General features: G+C 32.2%; 14 protein-coding genes. 9 read left to right on the top strand and 5 right to left on the bottom strand.

Annotation, left to right across the window (positions count from 1 at the left end; genetic code table 11):
- From B0E44_RS18890 to B0E44_RS15715, 6 genes are all read left to right on the top strand, one after another.
- Window positions 1-438: hypothetical protein (locus tag B0E44_RS18890; protein ID WP_165688817.1), on the top strand; the 438-nt coding region annotated here is incomplete at its 5' end.
- A gap of 153 nt (window positions 439-591) precedes the next feature.
- Window positions 592-1,128 (top strand): hypothetical protein, encoded by a 537-nt coding sequence (locus B0E44_RS15740; RefSeq protein WP_077377425.1) that lies wholly within the window; start codon window positions 592-594, stop codon window positions 1,126-1,128.
- Between the two features lie 159 nt (window positions 1,129-1,287).
- Window positions 1,288-2,211, top strand: coding sequence for a hypothetical protein (locus B0E44_RS15735; protein ID WP_077377421.1), 924 nt, complete (start codon window positions 1,288-1,290; stop codon window positions 2,209-2,211).
- 772 nt (window positions 2,212-2,983) lie between these two features.
- Entirely contained in the window at window positions 2,984-4,426 is a 1,443-nt protein-coding gene (locus B0E44_RS15730; RefSeq protein ID WP_124019358.1) for a DUF6794 domain-containing protein, read from the top strand.
- A gap of 161 nt (window positions 4,427-4,587) precedes the next feature.
- On the top strand, window positions 4,588-5,526 hold the full coding sequence (locus tag B0E44_RS15725) for a hypothetical protein (protein WP_077377415.1): 939 nt from the start codon (window positions 4,588-4,590) through the stop codon (window positions 5,524-5,526).
- A gap of 767 nt (window positions 5,527-6,293) precedes the next feature.
- Window positions 6,294-6,752, top strand: coding sequence for a tungsten formylmethanofuran dehydrogenase (locus B0E44_RS15715; protein ID WP_077377408.1), 459 nt, complete (start codon window positions 6,294-6,296; stop codon window positions 6,750-6,752).
- 340 nt (window positions 6,753-7,092) lie between these two features.
- Here the strand turns inward: B0E44_RS15715 and B0E44_RS15710 are convergent, their stop codons facing one another.
- Window positions 7,093-7,770 carry a TetR/AcrR family transcriptional regulator gene (locus tag B0E44_RS15710; RefSeq protein WP_077377405.1) on the bottom strand — a complete coding sequence of 226 codons (678 nt, stop codon included), beginning with the start codon at window positions 7,768-7,770 and terminating at the stop codon, window positions 7,093-7,095.
- 213 nt (window positions 7,771-7,983) lie between these two features.
- Here B0E44_RS15710 and B0E44_RS15705 point away from each other — a divergent pair, with 213 nt between their 5' ends.
- The 3 genes from B0E44_RS15705 (at window position 7,984) to B0E44_RS15695 (ending at window position 10,760) form a co-directional block, all read left to right on the top strand.
- Window positions 7,984-8,628 (top strand): carbonic anhydrase family protein, encoded by a 645-nt coding sequence (locus B0E44_RS15705; RefSeq protein WP_077377402.1) that lies wholly within the window; start codon window positions 7,984-7,986, stop codon window positions 8,626-8,628.
- A gap of 217 nt (window positions 8,629-8,845) precedes the next feature.
- Window positions 8,846-9,658, top strand: coding sequence for an SUMF1/EgtB/PvdO family nonheme iron enzyme (locus B0E44_RS15700; protein WP_077377398.1), 813 nt, complete (start codon window positions 8,846-8,848; stop codon window positions 9,656-9,658).
- 349 nt (window positions 9,659-10,007) lie between these two features.
- Complete coding sequence (locus B0E44_RS15695) at window positions 10,008-10,760, top strand: SDR family NAD(P)-dependent oxidoreductase (RefSeq protein WP_077377395.1); 753 nt, start codon at window positions 10,008-10,010, stop codon at window positions 10,758-10,760.
- Window positions 10,761-10,817: 57 nt separating this feature from the next.
- On the opposite strand, the gene B0E44_RS15690 is transcribed toward B0E44_RS15695, so the two are convergent.
- From B0E44_RS15690 to rocD, 4 genes are all read right to left on the bottom strand, one after another.
- Window positions 10,818-12,122 (bottom strand): M28 family metallopeptidase, encoded by a 1,305-nt coding sequence (locus tag B0E44_RS15690; protein WP_077377392.1) that lies wholly within the window; start codon window positions 12,120-12,122, stop codon window positions 10,818-10,820.
- A gap of 178 nt (window positions 12,123-12,300) precedes the next feature.
- Window positions 12,301-13,113, bottom strand: a complete 813-nt coding sequence (gene cobA, locus B0E44_RS15685; protein ID WP_077377389.1) for a uroporphyrinogen-III C-methyltransferase — start codon at window positions 13,111-13,113, stop codon at window positions 12,301-12,303.
- Between the two features lie 185 nt (window positions 13,114-13,298).
- A complete protein-coding gene (locus B0E44_RS15680; RefSeq protein WP_077377386.1) occupies window positions 13,299-14,261 on the bottom strand; it encodes an arginase in 963 nt (320 codons plus the stop codon).
- A 67-nt stretch (window positions 14,262-14,328) separates the two neighbouring features.
- Window positions 14,329-15,579 (bottom strand): ornithine--oxo-acid transaminase, encoded by a 1,251-nt coding sequence (gene rocD / locus B0E44_RS15675; protein ID WP_077377383.1) that lies wholly within the window; start codon window positions 15,577-15,579, stop codon window positions 14,329-14,331.
- Between the last annotated feature and the right edge of the window lie 137 nt (window positions 15,580-15,716).

Below are 15,716 nucleotides of genomic sequence, written 5' to 3'. Positions count from 1 at the left end.
GTTAACACTGTAAAATCTAGTAGAAATGATCTAGAATTTGAAAACAAAATAATAAATAATAACTCTGTTATTTTTAAAATTTTAAATGATGAGGCAATTGAAGAAAATGATGGTGTTTGCTTTCATATTCTTTATTCAGATAACAAAAATGGGAACTCAAATTTTAATTTTCTTTCAAGAATCAAGGGCACTTCAAATGGCTTTACATTTAAAAACTTAGAAAACTTCAAAACAACTTCTAGTAAAAAATCAATTTATATTTTATGGACTATATTGCTTTCAATTTTAACAATGAGGGTTTTAGTATTATTCTTTTATAAAAAAGAAATTGTATTTAGAAAAATTGAAGTCGTTTTCCTTTTATGTTTTTTTGGTTTAACTGTTTACGAAACAATTTATTACATTTTTTATAGTACAAACTTGAATTGGTTAAATTAACTTCTGCTAACACACGCTACAAGCAATTTGGGTATTAGGCTTAATTGAAAAATTGGTTTGTATTTGGAAGATTTGGCAAATCCGAAGATAAGGCTTAATTTAATCCCAAACTGGTTGTAGCGCGAGAACGTTAGCAGTAAGCAATCAGAAAATATGGCTAAAGCAATAATATTTTTACTAACATTTGGATTTTGGTTTTTATCAGCAAAAGCTCAAGTGGATGAACAGACAAAATTTAAAATGTTTTGTTCTGCTCTTGATAATTTAAGTACTGAACCAAATTATATTGTAATTTCAGTAAAGAATAAGAATTTAGGCGAAACGAAAGAAATTTGCACTGAAGCTCCATTTATTGGAGGAGCAATGGCACGTGAAAATGGTAATTCATCAATTAATTGTAAAAACTACAAAAACAGATATTTTGAATTTTCTAAAGAAAGTGCATTATTGAATATTAATTTTGACCTTTATACAGAAGCGGAACTTGATACTTTTGCAAAAAGTATAAATGTTATTGAAATAATTCAGCAAGTCAAAAATGGAAAACTGACAACTAAAACATTTAATGGAAACAGAAAAGAGCAAATTATGTTTGCTCACTTGATGTTCAATAATGGAGTAATGATGACAAGAGGTTGTATTGCAGGAAATATTTGTGGATTAACTTATTTTAAGCCAAAAAAACCGTAGAAAATTTGCCTACTGCTAACACTTGCTACAATAGATTTGGGCAATTGGCTTAATTTGAAAATGGTCTTGTATTTGGGAAGTTTTGGCAAATCCGAAAGATTACGCATTTTTAAACCCAAACCCGCTGTAGTGCCAGAACGTTGTAGCCAATTTTAAAAAATGAAAATACGAACCAAATTTATAATATTGACTTTTATGGGTATATTTACTTCTTGTTTTGGACAAAAAGAGGAACAGCATATTTATTTGGCTGGCTGGGAAGCAGAATTTAACGGAGATGAACAATGCCAAAAATTTCTTGAAACACAAATTATTGATAAGGAAACAGCCAATACTATTTGGAGTTCAATTGACCTTGTATTTAGCAATGGTAAATTAGTTAAAGCTTATAATATTGAAGAAGGAGATAAAACTGATAGGAAACTAAAACCAAGCGAAATCAGTTTTGAATTTCAAAAATTAAAAGTTAATCAGATTTATAACCTTAACCAAGTAACCAATTCTGAAAGCTATTTGGGCGGGGAAATACCAAAAGAATTCAATATACCTAAATTTGAATTCAATGCACCCTTTCAATATTTAGGTAAATTTTCTAAATCCGAGGAAGCTTTTTATTGGCTACCGTTCGACTTACATATCGCAGCACCAATTTACTTGAATTTTGACAAGTTGTTTATAGATTACTCTGACCCATTAAATCCTAAAGTATTAAATATTGAGGAATTAAAGCAAACTGACAATTCGTATGATGATTTAAAACCAGATTCTGAAATAGTTTTTGAGAAAGTATTTATTACTTCAGAAAAATCTACAGATTTTGGTGGAATTGGACATACTTCAGTTCCAAATTGGATTCAATATCCCGACATTCCTACTTGCCCAAAGTCAAAGAAAACAATGAAATTACTTTGCCAGCTAACTTATGATGGAATTAATATAAAAACAAAACATACAAACGTTCAACCAAAAGATGAATGGTATAAACAGTATTTTGAAAAAATGAACTTTTGGGGCGATGGCGATTTATATATTTTCTTTGAACCCGAAAGTAAAATAATGTGCTTTATAATTCAACATACCTAAAAAAACTGGCTACAACACACGCTACAAGCAAGCTGGGCATTTGGCTTAATTTGAAAATAGTTTGTATTTGATACATTTGTTTTTAACCGAAAGATTACGCATCTTTAATCCCAGCCTGCGTGTAGCGCGGGAACGTTATAGGGCATTTTCTCCGAAAAGACCCAAATGAATTACCAGGCAACTTTAAACTTTGTCTATAATTGGAAAGCGGAAAATTGGATCGGAAAAGCTGGATTTGAAAAGCCTAAACTTAATATTGGAATCTTAAAGCAGAAACGTGAAAGTTAGGCTCGAAAATCGGAAACGTTGAAATTGGAATCTGAAAAGCTGAACTTGAAAACTGGATTAATTAGTCTAAAATACTTTGCTGAAATCCTCAAAAGAAAACTCCGTAAAGCGAAAAACATAATGACAAACGAAATGTGAATTCCTTTGCGCAAAGCTGAAACGTTGAATTTTATAAATTGGATAAATAAAAAAACGCCCTATAACACACGTCTCTAGCTATTTGCAAGTTTAGTGGAATTATCGTTTTTAATTTCTATTTTCGTTTAGCCGAAAATACTCTATTTCATAAGTTGCAAACAGCTAGAGGCGCGAGAACGTTAGCCGTAATTCCACATATTTACGCCTAAAATTGACTCCTTAAGCTAACGGAATAAAGTGAAAATTTAGATGAATATCAAAAACATAAGTAGTTGATTTTAAAACATTAAAAATCAATAAATAAAACGTTAGTTAGAATATTAAAATAGACCTACAAAAAATACGAATGAAAAAAAATCACGTAATCTTATTCTTTTCTTTTTTCTTTTTCTCCAACCTCTATTCCCAAATGTCAACGGAAGTTGTTCCAATTTCCGAAACTTATTCATCCAATGGAAAATTTAAATTATTATCAATTTCCTATGATGATGAATTCCCAAATCTAAAAGGTGAATCTTTCGTTTCATATACTCAAGAATATGACAGCATTGGCATTAGAAAAAAATTTTATAAAATAAATAGGTCTTTTGATGTATATGAAGGAAATCCGTTTTTCACTGCAATCAGTAATGACGGTAGAAAAATTATATATATCACCAATTACATTTATGAAAGTGGCTTAGAAAATAAAAATATTACTTATTATGTTGACGGTAAAATAGCGAAAACATATACAACTGAAGAATTTATTAACTGTGATAAAAACAAAGAAAAGTGTGAGCTATTTTACGACAATCAAAATCAAATAATTGAAGGTAGAAATTCAACAATAAAACAATATAAAGGCTCTGCTTCTGATAAAGATATTTTTTTGAATAAAAGTTTTGTTTTCAATAAAAACGATACGATATACTTGATTGATTCAAGAAAAAAAATAACACTTTTTGATTTAATTAAAGGCAAAATTGTGGGGTCAAAGATAGACTTTGATTCCATTTATTCAAAAATTAAATATATAGAGCCAATTAAAAGCAGAGTTTCTTACTATAATTATCCATACAAATATGTAACAGACATCCAAAACTCAATAAACAATGAAAAACTTTCCGCAAGTATAAGCAAAATAGTTAATTTAAAATTTATTTCAATAAATGATTCAACTTTTCACAAATACAAACTTTTTAGAATTGAACTAAGTGGTTATATGAATCGAAAAGGAAAATTTGAAATTGAAAATTTGGAAACCGATTCAATATTCGACAGCAAATTGATAGCAAATTATATAGCAACTACGACGTTTAAAACAGAATTTATTCCCCGAGAAATTGACAAAATTTATTTAAAACATTTTTTCGGTGGCTATCGTAGTTTTGATGACAAAGTAGCAGAACAAGAAACACTTAAAGAAAAAGAAAGGAGAAGGGCAGATTTTAAAAAACGTCTTAAACTTGAAAAAATCGATAACATTTATATTCCTAAAAACCTAAATGAATGCTTAACTGAATTAGATAAAATTCTAAATTTTGAAAGTAAAAAGCAATTAATGGAAGCAACAGACTCTTGGGAATTTAACTCACATATGGGAGGATTAGGAATGTGGATTAGAAACAATTGGGGAATTAATGGCGGCTCTAGACTTCTAAAATATTTTAATGACCGAAGTATAGGAGAAGAAATGTTCGGAAATGACGCAATTTCAGGCGTAATTATTAGTCAGTACATTATATGGTTAAAAGGTGACAAAAGAGCTTGGAAAAAATGGGAGAAACAAAATTCAATAAAAAAATAAAAACTACGGCTAACACACGCTACAAGCAATTTGGGCATTAGGCTTAATGGAAAATTGGTTTGTATTTGGAAGATTTGGCAAATCCGAAAGATAACGCTGATTTAGCCCAAACTGCTTGTAGCGCGGGAACGTTATAAGCCATTTTCAAAACGTACACATTTATGAAGAACTTTTTTTTAATATTAATTTCATTAACAATTTTCTCTTGTAAAGACTCAAATGAATCGTTTGAAAAAGAAGAAAATGCACATTTGGAGTTGCATAAAGAAATGGATAAAGTACATGAAGAATATACTAAATTTCAAAAGCAATTATTAGCCTATTATATAGAATCTGAAAGAAATCCAGATTTAATAATTTCAAAAGCTGATAGCTTATTATTGATAAATAAAAATGAAAAAGGCAAATACAAGTCCCAAATCAAAGGAACTATTGAAGACCAATTACATTACTTAAAAGCGGAGCTTTACTATAAAAAAAGTGAGTATGAAAAGTCAATAAAAGAATTGGATTTTGATGATGACTATGATTTTATTATGGGCGATAGAGCTTGTGCTTATGGAGCAAATTACTTAAAATTAAAGCAACTTGACAAAGCCAGATCGTTTGTCGACAGTATTAGAAAAGGTTATTACATTTATAATTATGCTTTAGCAAATTATAATGAAAGTGTCGGAAATAGAAACGAAGCTTATAAAATTTACAGCAAAATTAAAAACGATAAATCAATCAAGCATTATGCTTATTACAAACTTGCAGTAAATAGATTTGAAGAACTTGAAAAAGATAATCCAAAACTATTAAATGAAATATATTTTCCAACAGGAAATCCAAGTTTTGACATTGCTGATTCTGATGATACAAACAGGACAAAAATATTTAACTTGATGGAAAAATTACCGGAAAATCAAGATTGGGCTGGAACTAGAATTGTAGAATCTCCTCAAGAAAATGATAAAAACTATTATTGGGTTAGAGTGGAAACTAAACAAAATAAAAAATTCAATTATTACATTTATCAGAGAACTTTTGAAATAAAATTTTTAGACACAATAAATAATAAATTATTGACTTTAGAAGAATGGAGAAAACAGAAATAAAAACGGCTTATAACAGCCACTACAACGGATTTGGGCATTGGGTTTAATGGAAAGATGGTTTTGTATTTGGGATGATTTGGCAAATCCGAAGAATGGGCTTAATTTAGTTCCAAATTGCGAGCAGCACGGGGACGTTGTGTGCTAGTTAAAACCAAAATTCCGCAAACAAATCCGATTTGGAAATGAAGTTTGTAACTCGCATAAAATTTACAAAGCAGAAGGGTGAAAGCCTGAGCTTGCAAACGGAAACTTGAAAAACAGAAACGTGAAAATTGGATTTTAAAAAGATCATCATAAAATTGCATAAAACCCAATTCACCATCAATTAAATTCCAAAACAAGTTGTATTAAATATTTGAATGAATTTAAGAAAATGGTTGATGAACTATCAAACAAAATTTAGTAAAAAACAATATTTTGAAATAACTGAAATTGTAAAAAAAACTGAGAATTGAAAAGCAAAAACCTCTTGAATAATAGACAACTCGAACCATTTCAAAGAACTATTAGCTATGAGGAAAGATTGAAATATGATGTGGCTGATTTTTTGATTTGTAAAGAATAACAATTGCAGCGTACAACAGACTATGAAAAATCACTTTAACTATTAGAAAGTATTCAGAGGGTCACAAAGAAAAAATTTAAGTATGAGATTCTCAAAAGGTAGATTTTAGTTTTCTCAATGACTGACGTGGGCTACTTATAACGACTGCTAGTATTATGAAAAATAACAATTTGAAAGATTAATCTTAGTAAATATTAACATTATGAAAAAGTTACAATTCAAAGTAAGCATCAATGGACCTGTGAGCAAGATATATGATTTTATGCTTGGCATCAACAGTAAATCAACTTATGAACAATGGACTTCTTTGTTTAACCCAACTTCTACCTATGAAGGAAGTTGGGACAAAGGAAATAAAATTCTATTTGTTGGAGTAGACGAGAAAGGAGAAAAGGGAGGCATGGTTTCCAAGATAGCCGAAAACATTCCCAACCGATTTGTTTCTATTCAACATTATGGTCTTTTAAAAGCGGATAAGGAAATTACAGAAGGACCCGAAGTAGAAAAATGGGCAAACGGATTTGAAAACTACACCTTCGAAGAAACCAATGGAACTACAACCGTTACTGTTGACTTAGACACAACGGAAGATTTTTTAGATTATATGAACGAGAACTACCCAAAAGCACTCGACAAACTGAAAGAACTTTGTGAAAAATAACAATTTCAAGAATATCTTGAAAAGATAAAAAAACAGCCTATAACATCGTTATGCTAATATGGCTAATACCAAACAGATAGAATTAGCCACAGACTAAAAAGATTCACATAGTTTTAAAAAAACGAAATATTTGATAATCAGTGTAATCAGTAACGAAAAATATACATGGTACTCTTGCGGACAGTCATATTAAAATATCCAAGCTTTAGTGTTTAACGTTACGAACAGCTACACACAATAACACTTGTTACTGCTGGTTTTTGCAATTGGATTAGCTGAAAACTGGTTTTGTTTTGGGACATTTTACAAATCCAAAAATCCTACAAACCATTTAAAACAACTAACTTTTCTTCAGACTACTAAAAACCAAATCATTTAGAAAGGCAATTATTTCGCTTTCCTCTTTGGTCTCACTAAAATCAGTAAGCGACGGCAGATTATTCATGAAAAAGTTTTGAAAATGAGCCATTTCAATAATAGTCGATGCTAATGATTTTGGGTATTTATATTCAGGACTGCATTCTGAAATAATATTTCCTATAACCGCGCAAAGATCCTTGTATGGCTTAAAAAAGTGCTGTTTATTGTCCTCCCCTACTTGTTTGGTAAGATATGCCTTTGATCCTTCCGAAATAATAATTTGGTGCAGCAGGCTTTCGTTTATGTGAATCGTCTGCTCATCATCTTCAACGGCTGTTGCCAGCAGTTTTATAACTCTCTTTAACCTTACCGATGGATCTTCTATATTATTGGTATGAAAACTTATTTGAAATTCAAGCCAGCCCCAATACCAAGCTGTTAAATAAACCAACAGCTTATGTTTATTTTCAAAATACCTGTAAATCCCGGCTTCGGTTGTACCAATATCTTCTGCCAGTTTCTTAAATGTAAACACCTCAAAACCTGCCTTATAAATCAACTGAATACTGTGTTTGAGTATATTTTTACCTAACTCCGAATTTTCAGGATTGCGTAAATACAAGGCTTCATTCATTTTTATCTGTAATTGCAGCTTCATTTCAGGTATATTTTACTTCCGTTTTATAAAACACCAAAGCTAAGGAAAATATTTTAACACTACTTTGTGATAGCAATACTATCACAAAGAAAACTATTACTATCTTTATACCCAGCTTTTAAAAAATCAGTTCTCTTGAATTAATTAATGAAGAACTTATGTAAAGCCCTAAAATTTTATCGCTTATCATAGACAATTAAAAATTAAATAAAAATGAAAACTTTAACAAAAGAAATGCAAACAGCCATCACTCCTTCTATGGCTTTAGAGCTATTAAAAGATGGAAACAGACGGTTTGTAAGTAACCTAAAAGTGAACCGAAATCTTTTGCAGCAAGCTAATGAAACCTCAGACGGACAACATCCATTCGCTGTAATCCTGAGCTGTATTGACAGCAGAACTTCTGCTGAATTAATTTTTGACCAAGGACTTGGAGACGTTTTCAGTGTTCGTATTGCAGGAAATATTATCAATGAGGATATTTTGGGCAGTATGGAATTTGGATGCAAAGTAGCAGGTTCAAAAATCATTGTAGTTTTAGGGCATACCAAATGCGGAGCGGTAAAAGGTGCCTGCGACCATGTTGAAATGGGCAACCTGACGGCCTTATTAACAAAAATAAGACCAGCGGTTGACGATGAAACAACAACAAAAGAAAACCGCAATTCCAGTAATCCAGAATTTGTGGAAAATGTTTCAACAATTAATGTTAAGCGAACAGTTAAGTCAATAATGGAGCGCAGTCCAATCCTAAAAGAGATGATCGAAAGCGGCGAAATTGGAATTGTTGGAGGTACCCACGATATTTCAACTGGAGAAGTAACATTTTTTACTGATACAATGAATTTAGATTCATAATTAACTGCTGCTGATTATCGCAAAGCACCCGTTTTTAAGAGCCTGACAAATTCTCACAAGAATCAAGGCAGTTAAAAATATGGGTGCTTTTCTTTTTACCATCAATTAATGAAGCCCAAATTTGTTACTTTTACCTGAGTGCTAAATTCATGACCAAATAAAAAGAATAGAAGTTTTTGGTCGAACAGATTAATCGTAATTTTAAAACAGCTAGCAAATGATAAAACAAGCATCTTTATTTTTAATCGGCATATTATTCTTGAATTCCTGCAAACAGAAAAAAGATAATTTTGATTGGGTTCTTGTAGATGGAGGTACTTTTGAGCAAGGCAAAAATCAAATAATTATTAGCCCGAAAGGCGATACAATTAAAGGATTTACTAGCCCAAACCGTATGGTTGAATTAGATGATTTCTACATTAGCAAATATGAAATAACGGTTAAACAATTTAGAGAGTTTTGTGAAAGTACAGGAAGAAAAATGCCAGAACCGCCAATTGAAAATGCACTTGGTAAAAAAGTGTATTATAAATGGATTGATGAAAATCCGATGCTTGCAACTTGGGACGAAGCAAATGATTTTGCAAAATGGGCGGGCGGCAGATTGCCAACTGAAGCAGAATGGGAATATGCAGCTAAAGGCGGAAAGAAAACCAAAGGCTATAGATACAGCGGCAGCAATAACCCGATTGAAATTGGCTGGGTAAAAGAGAACTCTGAAAATACTTTTCATAAAATTGGTCTTTTGAAACCTAACGAGCTTGGCATTTATGATATGACAGGAAATGTTGGAGAATGGGTTTTTGATTGGTATAATCCAGAAAAAGACAGTTTGGTAAGCAACAAAAATCCGCAAGGTCCAGCAGACGGAGATTATAAAATTTCAAAAGGTGTCAGCTGGTTTTACGAAACTCAAAGTGCAGACGGAAAACCATTAGAATACGGAATTCATATGCCAGAAGTAAGATACCAATCTCCCCGTTCGACAAGAAATGACGGATTTGGCTTCAGAATTGCAAAAAATAAATAAAACCACGACCAATTAAACAGATAAATCCAAACAATTAAGTTTTCGAAATTTTGATAAGGTACCAATTCATTTTTATATAAAATTCCTTTTAGTCTTGATAGCTTTAGTTTTTGAGATGTTTCTGTGATTATGAATGTCTAAAAGTAAACCTGTGCAATTACCCAATCGCCTTTTAATCATAACTTTTTTTTTGCATTTGTTTCAAAGTATTTTTTGTCCTAGACAATGGCATAATCGTGGTCACTTCATCCATTTAAATTATATTTGCAATAAGGAAAATTTTGTCAAGCAAAAAATTCTACATATCATCTAAATCAATACCGTTTAACGACACATTATTCTCAAAAAAATGACAAAAATAGCTTTAATAACAGGCGCAACTTCAGGAATTGGAAAGGCTACCGCCATTAAATTAGCCGAAAACGGATACAATTTAATTTTATGCGGACGACGAGCAGAGAAACTTGAAGAATTGAAAAATGTATTATCCAAGACTGTGAAAATTCACAGTTTGCTATTTGATGTTCGAAATAGAAAAGAGGTTGAACTTCAAATTGATTCCCTACCAAATGAATGGAAAAGTATTGATGTGTTGGTAAATAGTGCCGGCAATGCCCACGGACTTTCTTCCATCCAAAATGGTGATATTGACGATTGGGACGCGATGATTGACGGAAACGTAAAAGGATTATTATATGTTTCAAGAGCGATAATTCCGCAAATGGTGGAAAGAAAAAAAGGGCATATCCTAAATTTGAGTTCGATTGCAGGAAAACAAACCTATGCAAACGGTGCCGTTTATTGTGCTTCCAAAAAAGCAGTAGAAGCCATAAGCGAAGGAATGAGACTTGACTTAACCGAACATGGAATTAAAATAACCAATATTGCTCCGGGAGCGGTTGCAACTGAATTTTCGGAAGTTCGATTCAAAGGAGATAAAGAAAAAGCCAAAAAAGTCTATGAAGGCTACGACCCATTATTAGCCGAAGATATAGCCGATTTTATATCTTATGCTGTCAACGCTCCAGATAGAGTAACTATTGCCGATGTAACAATATATTCTAAATCGCAATCTGCTCCGACAATGATATATAAGAAATAAAGAAAAGCCCTGAATTGTTAAATTCGGGGCTTTTCATATCTTCTTACTAATTAACTCTTATCTTAACTGTGTTGTATCAACTCTTGTTGGAGTGTCTTTTCCGCTAATTATTGTTGATGAACTCAAAGCAATTGCTTTTATAATTTCGGTCATGTTATCTATATCCAATGTTTCAATTTCATCATCAGCTGTATGATAATTGGCTTCACTATCCATTTTTGAAGTCGAAATAGTATGTGCAGGAACTCCTAGTTTAGCCAAAGTAGCATTGTCTGAACGATAAAACAATTGTTGCTCCGGATATGGATCAGCATAAAATTTGAAAGCAGTACCTTCTAAGTTTTTTTGCAAAATTGAACCCATACTTGATTTTTCAAATCCAGTAATGTAAGCTGAATTCTTTCCCCATTTGGATTCTGTGCCAATCATCTCCAAATTGAACATGGCAATCACTTTATCCGCAGATAGTTGTTTTGAGAAATATTTGGCTCCAAAACCGCCCAATTCTTCAGCAACAAATGTGGTAAAAATAATAGTACGCTCGTTGTTATTCTGCTTTTTGAAATAGTTAGCCAACATAATAACAGCGGTACACCCTGCTGCATCATCATTGGCGCCATTATAGATGGAATCCGTTGCTGTATGTGGCGCGCCTTCATCTGGTGTTCCTATTCCTAAATGATCATAGTGTCCCGAAAAGATAACATACTCATCTGGTTTGCTTTTACCTGGTAATACTCCAACCACATTATTAAGTACTTTTTTTGAAATTGTGTTAGTTAATTCAATAGAAAAAGAAGTCGCCTCAGGAACTCCAAAAACAAATAAAACTGTATTATTTCCAGCGTCAGATTTTATCCTTTCAATATGCTGAATATTTGGTAACACTTTATTAAAAGAATCATCAACCAGTACCAAATAACTTTTAGTACCATTGAAATACTCATTAAATTTTTGACCAATATTATCGCCTTTGTTGATTTTAACAACGGTTATATCGCTCTTATCCGTTAAAGAAACTTGGGGTTGATATGAAAACGTAACGATTTTTGAATTATCGATTTCTTTTCCATCAATGATTATTTTGGATGCAGTTGCTTTAGACTCCGTCATAGAAAATTCCTGTCTAAAATTTGCAGCACCCATAAAGGTTTGCAATCCTGCTTTTTTAAATTCCGATTCTATAAAAGCAGAAGCTTTGTCAATCCCGGGCGTAAATGTTCTTCTGCCCTGCATATCATCGGCTGCAAGTATTTTTTCAATTCGGGTTACTTCGTTGGAGGTAATAATTTTGTCTATTGACTGTCCATGCACACTAAAACATAGACTTAAAATAAATACACTTAAGATGTTTTTTCTCATATTTTACTTTTATAAATAACAAGTTAGTAAAACCAAAAATAGTTTATTTATTTGTAAAAAAAAGAAAAGATTAAACTGTTTTTCAATCAAAAAGCATTGATAACTCCTTATTTTTAAAGAATCATTCAAAAGGCAAACGAAAACTATGTCACAAGATTATCAAAATATTTTAATACAATTATTCCACTACATCTAAATTTTGCAGAATAAATTCATCTTCCAAAAATGCCTCCGGAAATATTTCGTCCTTTATATATGAAGTTAATTTTGAAGCATTTTTAACCACTTCGCCAATTACGATAATTGCAGGCGAAGCCATTTGATTCTCTTGAACCAATGTTGCAATAGTACTAATGGTCCCTATAACTTTCTTTTGTTTTTCTTGAGTCCCGTTTTGAATAATTGCAATTGGTAAATCATCGGTTCTATTGTTTTGGTACAAAGTAACAATCTCATCCAGTTTATTCATTCCCATCAAGATAACAACCGTAGCCGAAGATTGTGAAGCCAAGGCAACATCTTTGGATAATTTATGATCGGAGGTTGTTCCAGTAATTACCCAAAAACTTTCGGAAACCTTTCTTTGTGTCAAACTAATTCCGTTGTAAGCCGGTACACCCAATGCAGATGATATTCCAGGAACAATAGCAGTTTCAATTCCAAATTGCTGTGCAAAATCAATTTCTTCACTTCCTCTTCCAAAAACAAAAGGATCTCCTCCTTTTAGTCGAACTACATGACCATACTTTTTGGCCATTGACACAATCAGATCGTTAATTTGATCTTGACTGTACGCATGACAGCCAAAACGTTTTCCAACAAATATAATTTCGGCATGCTTGGCATACTGCAATAAATCTTCATTGACCAAGGCATCATACAAAACAATATCTGCTTCCATTAATGCTTTTATTGCCTTAAGGGTAATCAATTCGACATCACCAGGTCCAGCTCCTACTATTGTTAATTTTGGTTTATTAGCTTGCATCATGATCTAAAGTTATAATGTGTATAATTTCGAAAAACTAAGTATTTGTACTTATGCAAATATAAGTATTTAAAATATTGACAAAATCAAATTTGCTCATTATTTTCTGAAAAGAAACCATTTTTGACTATTAGACAAAAAAAAGCCCAAAACTTGAGGTTTTGGGCAAATTATTATTCTTAAACTAATTATTCAATAGGCAAAACAAGAGTAGCTGTTATCGCTTCCAAAACCTGAAAAGCGGTTTCGGCCATTTTGTTACCTTTGGTATCCAAAAGCGGATTAACCTCAACAACCTCAATACAAACAACTTTCTTGGATTGAATAATTTGATTGATAATGTCAATAATCTCATATTGATCAAATCCTCTTGAAACAGGAGTCCCTGTACCAAACGAAATCAAATCACAATCCATGGAATCTACGTCAAATGATATATATAATACATCACAATGGGCTAATTTCGCCAAGGCTTCATCAACACAAGTTTCTAATCCTCTATAGCGAACCTCATCAACTTTATAATTTCGAATATGCAGTTTTTCGATTTGCTTATCCTCAGCTTCTTCGGTATCGCGAACACCAAAATAGACTAAATTTTCAGCCAATACTTTCGGTCCAGGAACACCTATATTTTTCATTTCGTTCCAATGATCTTCAATATCCTTGGCAACATCATTCACTTGACAATCTAAATTATCATCACCAAGTACAGCCGCCAAAGGCATTCCATGAATATTCCCAGATGGTGTTGTGTAAGGTGAATGCAAATCAGCATGGGCATCAATCCATATAACACCAACAATTTGTTTGGGATAAGCCGCTTTTATACCGCTAATTGTTCCCAAAGCAGAAGAATGATCTCCTGATAAAACCAAAGGAAAATAATTACCAGTCAAACTCTTTTTTACGGTATTATTAACCCGAGTACATTGTTCAACAACGTGTTCTATCCTTTTGGCAACAGAACTTCGGTATTTATCATATATGGATTCATTATGCGTTTTTACATCTTCAAATTCATATTCGTTAAAATAATCACTGTTACTATTTATGGCTGCAATTTCAATTGCATCGACTCCCATATCCGACCCACGCGTTCCCGCTCCAATATCTGATCGGTTTTTTATAATTTTTATAGCTTTCTGCATCAAAAAAAGTTGATAGTTCTAAACTGCTAAGTCACTAACACTCTTAGAAACTTAGCAGCTTAGCTAATTATTTAAAATCATTTAGCGCTTTTTCAATAATGGCAAGACACTCATAGATTTGAGGCTCCGTAATTACTAATGGCGGTGCAAAACGTATTTTATTGCCATGTGTAGGTTTTGCTAATAATCCATAATCCCTAAAACGAAGACAGATATCCCAAGCCAAATCTGAATCTTCTCCACTGTTGATTACAATAGCATTCAATAATCCTTTTCCACGAACCAATTCGATTAATGGATTACGTTCTGCAATTTCATTAAGGCCTTTTCTCAAAATGATTCCTAATTTTTCTGCATTTTCAGATAAATTTTCTTCACGAACAACCTCAAGAGCCGCAATGGCAACTGCAGCGGCAATTGGATTTCCTCCAAAAGTAGATCCGTGTTGACCAGGTTTAATAACATTCATGATTCCATTATTAGCCAATACCGCCGATACAGGATAAACCCCTCCCGAAATAGCTTTTCCTAAAATCAAGATATCAGGTTGTACATTTTCATGATGCACAGCCAATAATTTACCTGTTCTGGCAATACCAGTCTGAACCTCATCTGCAATAAACAAAACATTATGTGCTTCGCAAAGTGCTTTGGCTTTCGCCAAATAACCTTCACTAGGTACATAAACTCCAGCTTCACCCTGAATAGGTTCAACCAAAAATCCAGCAATGTTTTTTGATGATTTCAAAGCATTTTCCAAAGCTTGAGTATCATCATAAGGTATTTTTATAAAACCTTCCGTGAAAGGTCCAAAGCTTTTTCGAGCTCCTTCGTCATTTGAAAAAGAAATAATGGTTGTCGTTCTTCCGTGAAAATTATTTTCACAAACAATTATTTGTGCTTGATTTTCAGAGATTCCTTTTACTTCATATGCCCATTTTCTACACAATTTCAAAGCCGTTTCCACTGCTTCTGCACCTGTATTCATTGGTAACACTTTATCGAAACCAAAATAATTGGTTATATACTCCTCATAAACTCCTAATTGGTCATTATAAAATGCACGTGAAGTCAATGTCAATCGCTGCGCTTGTTCCATCATTGCCCCAACAATTTTTGGATGACAGTGTCCTTGGTTCACTGCAGAATAAGCCGATAAGAAGTCAAAATATTTTTTTCCGTCAACATCCCATACATAAACACCTTCACCTTTTTCTAAAACAACTGGTAGAGGATGGTAATTATGAGCTCCATATTTATTTTCTTTTTCAATTAAAACTTCCGATTTAGAAGAAAGTTTTTGCGTAGTATGTGTCATGATTAGTTATTTTTTAAAATTCTAAAAACAAAAGTAATTAAAATTTTTATTTTCAGGCAAAAAAAACTTATTTTTGACTCAATTGTAATATTTTAAATTTAAAATAATTTTATTTAAACAAAAAATAAGTCATATTT

The sequence above is a fragment of the Flavobacterium sp. A45 genome (assembly GCF_002001005.1).
Classification (GTDB): Bacteria; Bacteroidota; Bacteroidia; order Flavobacteriales; family Flavobacteriaceae; genus Flavobacterium.
Note: the sequence above shows the minus strand (reverse complement) of the source record. Positions and strands in the feature narration are given on the sequence as shown.

Bases quoted from the DNA above. Each gene is read 5' to 3' on its own strand.
- B0E44_RS15740 (WP_077377425.1), top strand. From the start codon at position 592: ATGGCTAAAGCAATAATATTTTTACTAACATTTGGATTTTGGTTTTTA.
- B0E44_RS15735 (WP_077377421.1), top strand. From the start codon at position 1,288: ATGAAAATACGAACCAAATTTATAATATTGACTTTTATGGGTATATTT.
- B0E44_RS15730 (WP_124019358.1), top strand. From the start codon at position 2,984: ATGAAAAAAAATCACGTAATCTTATTCTTTTCTTTTTTCTTTTTCTCC.
- B0E44_RS15725 (WP_077377415.1), top strand. From the start codon at position 4,588: ATGAAGAACTTTTTTTTAATATTAATTTCATTAACAATTTTCTCTTGT.
- B0E44_RS15715 (WP_077377408.1), top strand. From the start codon at position 6,294: ATGAAAAAGTTACAATTCAAAGTAAGCATCAATGGACCTGTGAGCAAG.
- B0E44_RS15710 (WP_077377405.1), bottom strand. From the start codon at position 7,770: ATGAAGCTGCAATTACAGATAAAAATGAATGAAGCCTTGTATTTACGC.
- B0E44_RS15705 (WP_077377402.1), top strand. From the start codon at position 7,984: ATGAAAACTTTAACAAAAGAAATGCAAACAGCCATCACTCCTTCTATG.
- B0E44_RS15700 (WP_077377398.1), top strand. From the start codon at position 8,846: ATGATAAAACAAGCATCTTTATTTTTAATCGGCATATTATTCTTGAAT.
- B0E44_RS15695 (WP_077377395.1), top strand. From the start codon at position 10,008: ATGACAAAAATAGCTTTAATAACAGGCGCAACTTCAGGAATTGGAAAG.
- B0E44_RS15690 (WP_077377392.1), bottom strand. From the start codon at position 12,122: ATGAGAAAAAACATCTTAAGTGTATTTATTTTAAGTCTATGTTTTAGT.
- cobA (WP_077377389.1), bottom strand. From the start codon at position 13,113: ATGATGCAAGCTAATAAACCAAAATTAACAATAGTAGGAGCTGGACCT.
- B0E44_RS15680 (WP_077377386.1), bottom strand. From the start codon at position 14,261: ATGCAGAAAGCTATAAAAATTATAAAAAACCGATCAGATATTGGAGCG.
- rocD (WP_077377383.1), bottom strand. From the start codon at position 15,579: ATGACACATACTACGCAAAAACTTTCTTCTAAATCGGAAGTTTTAATT.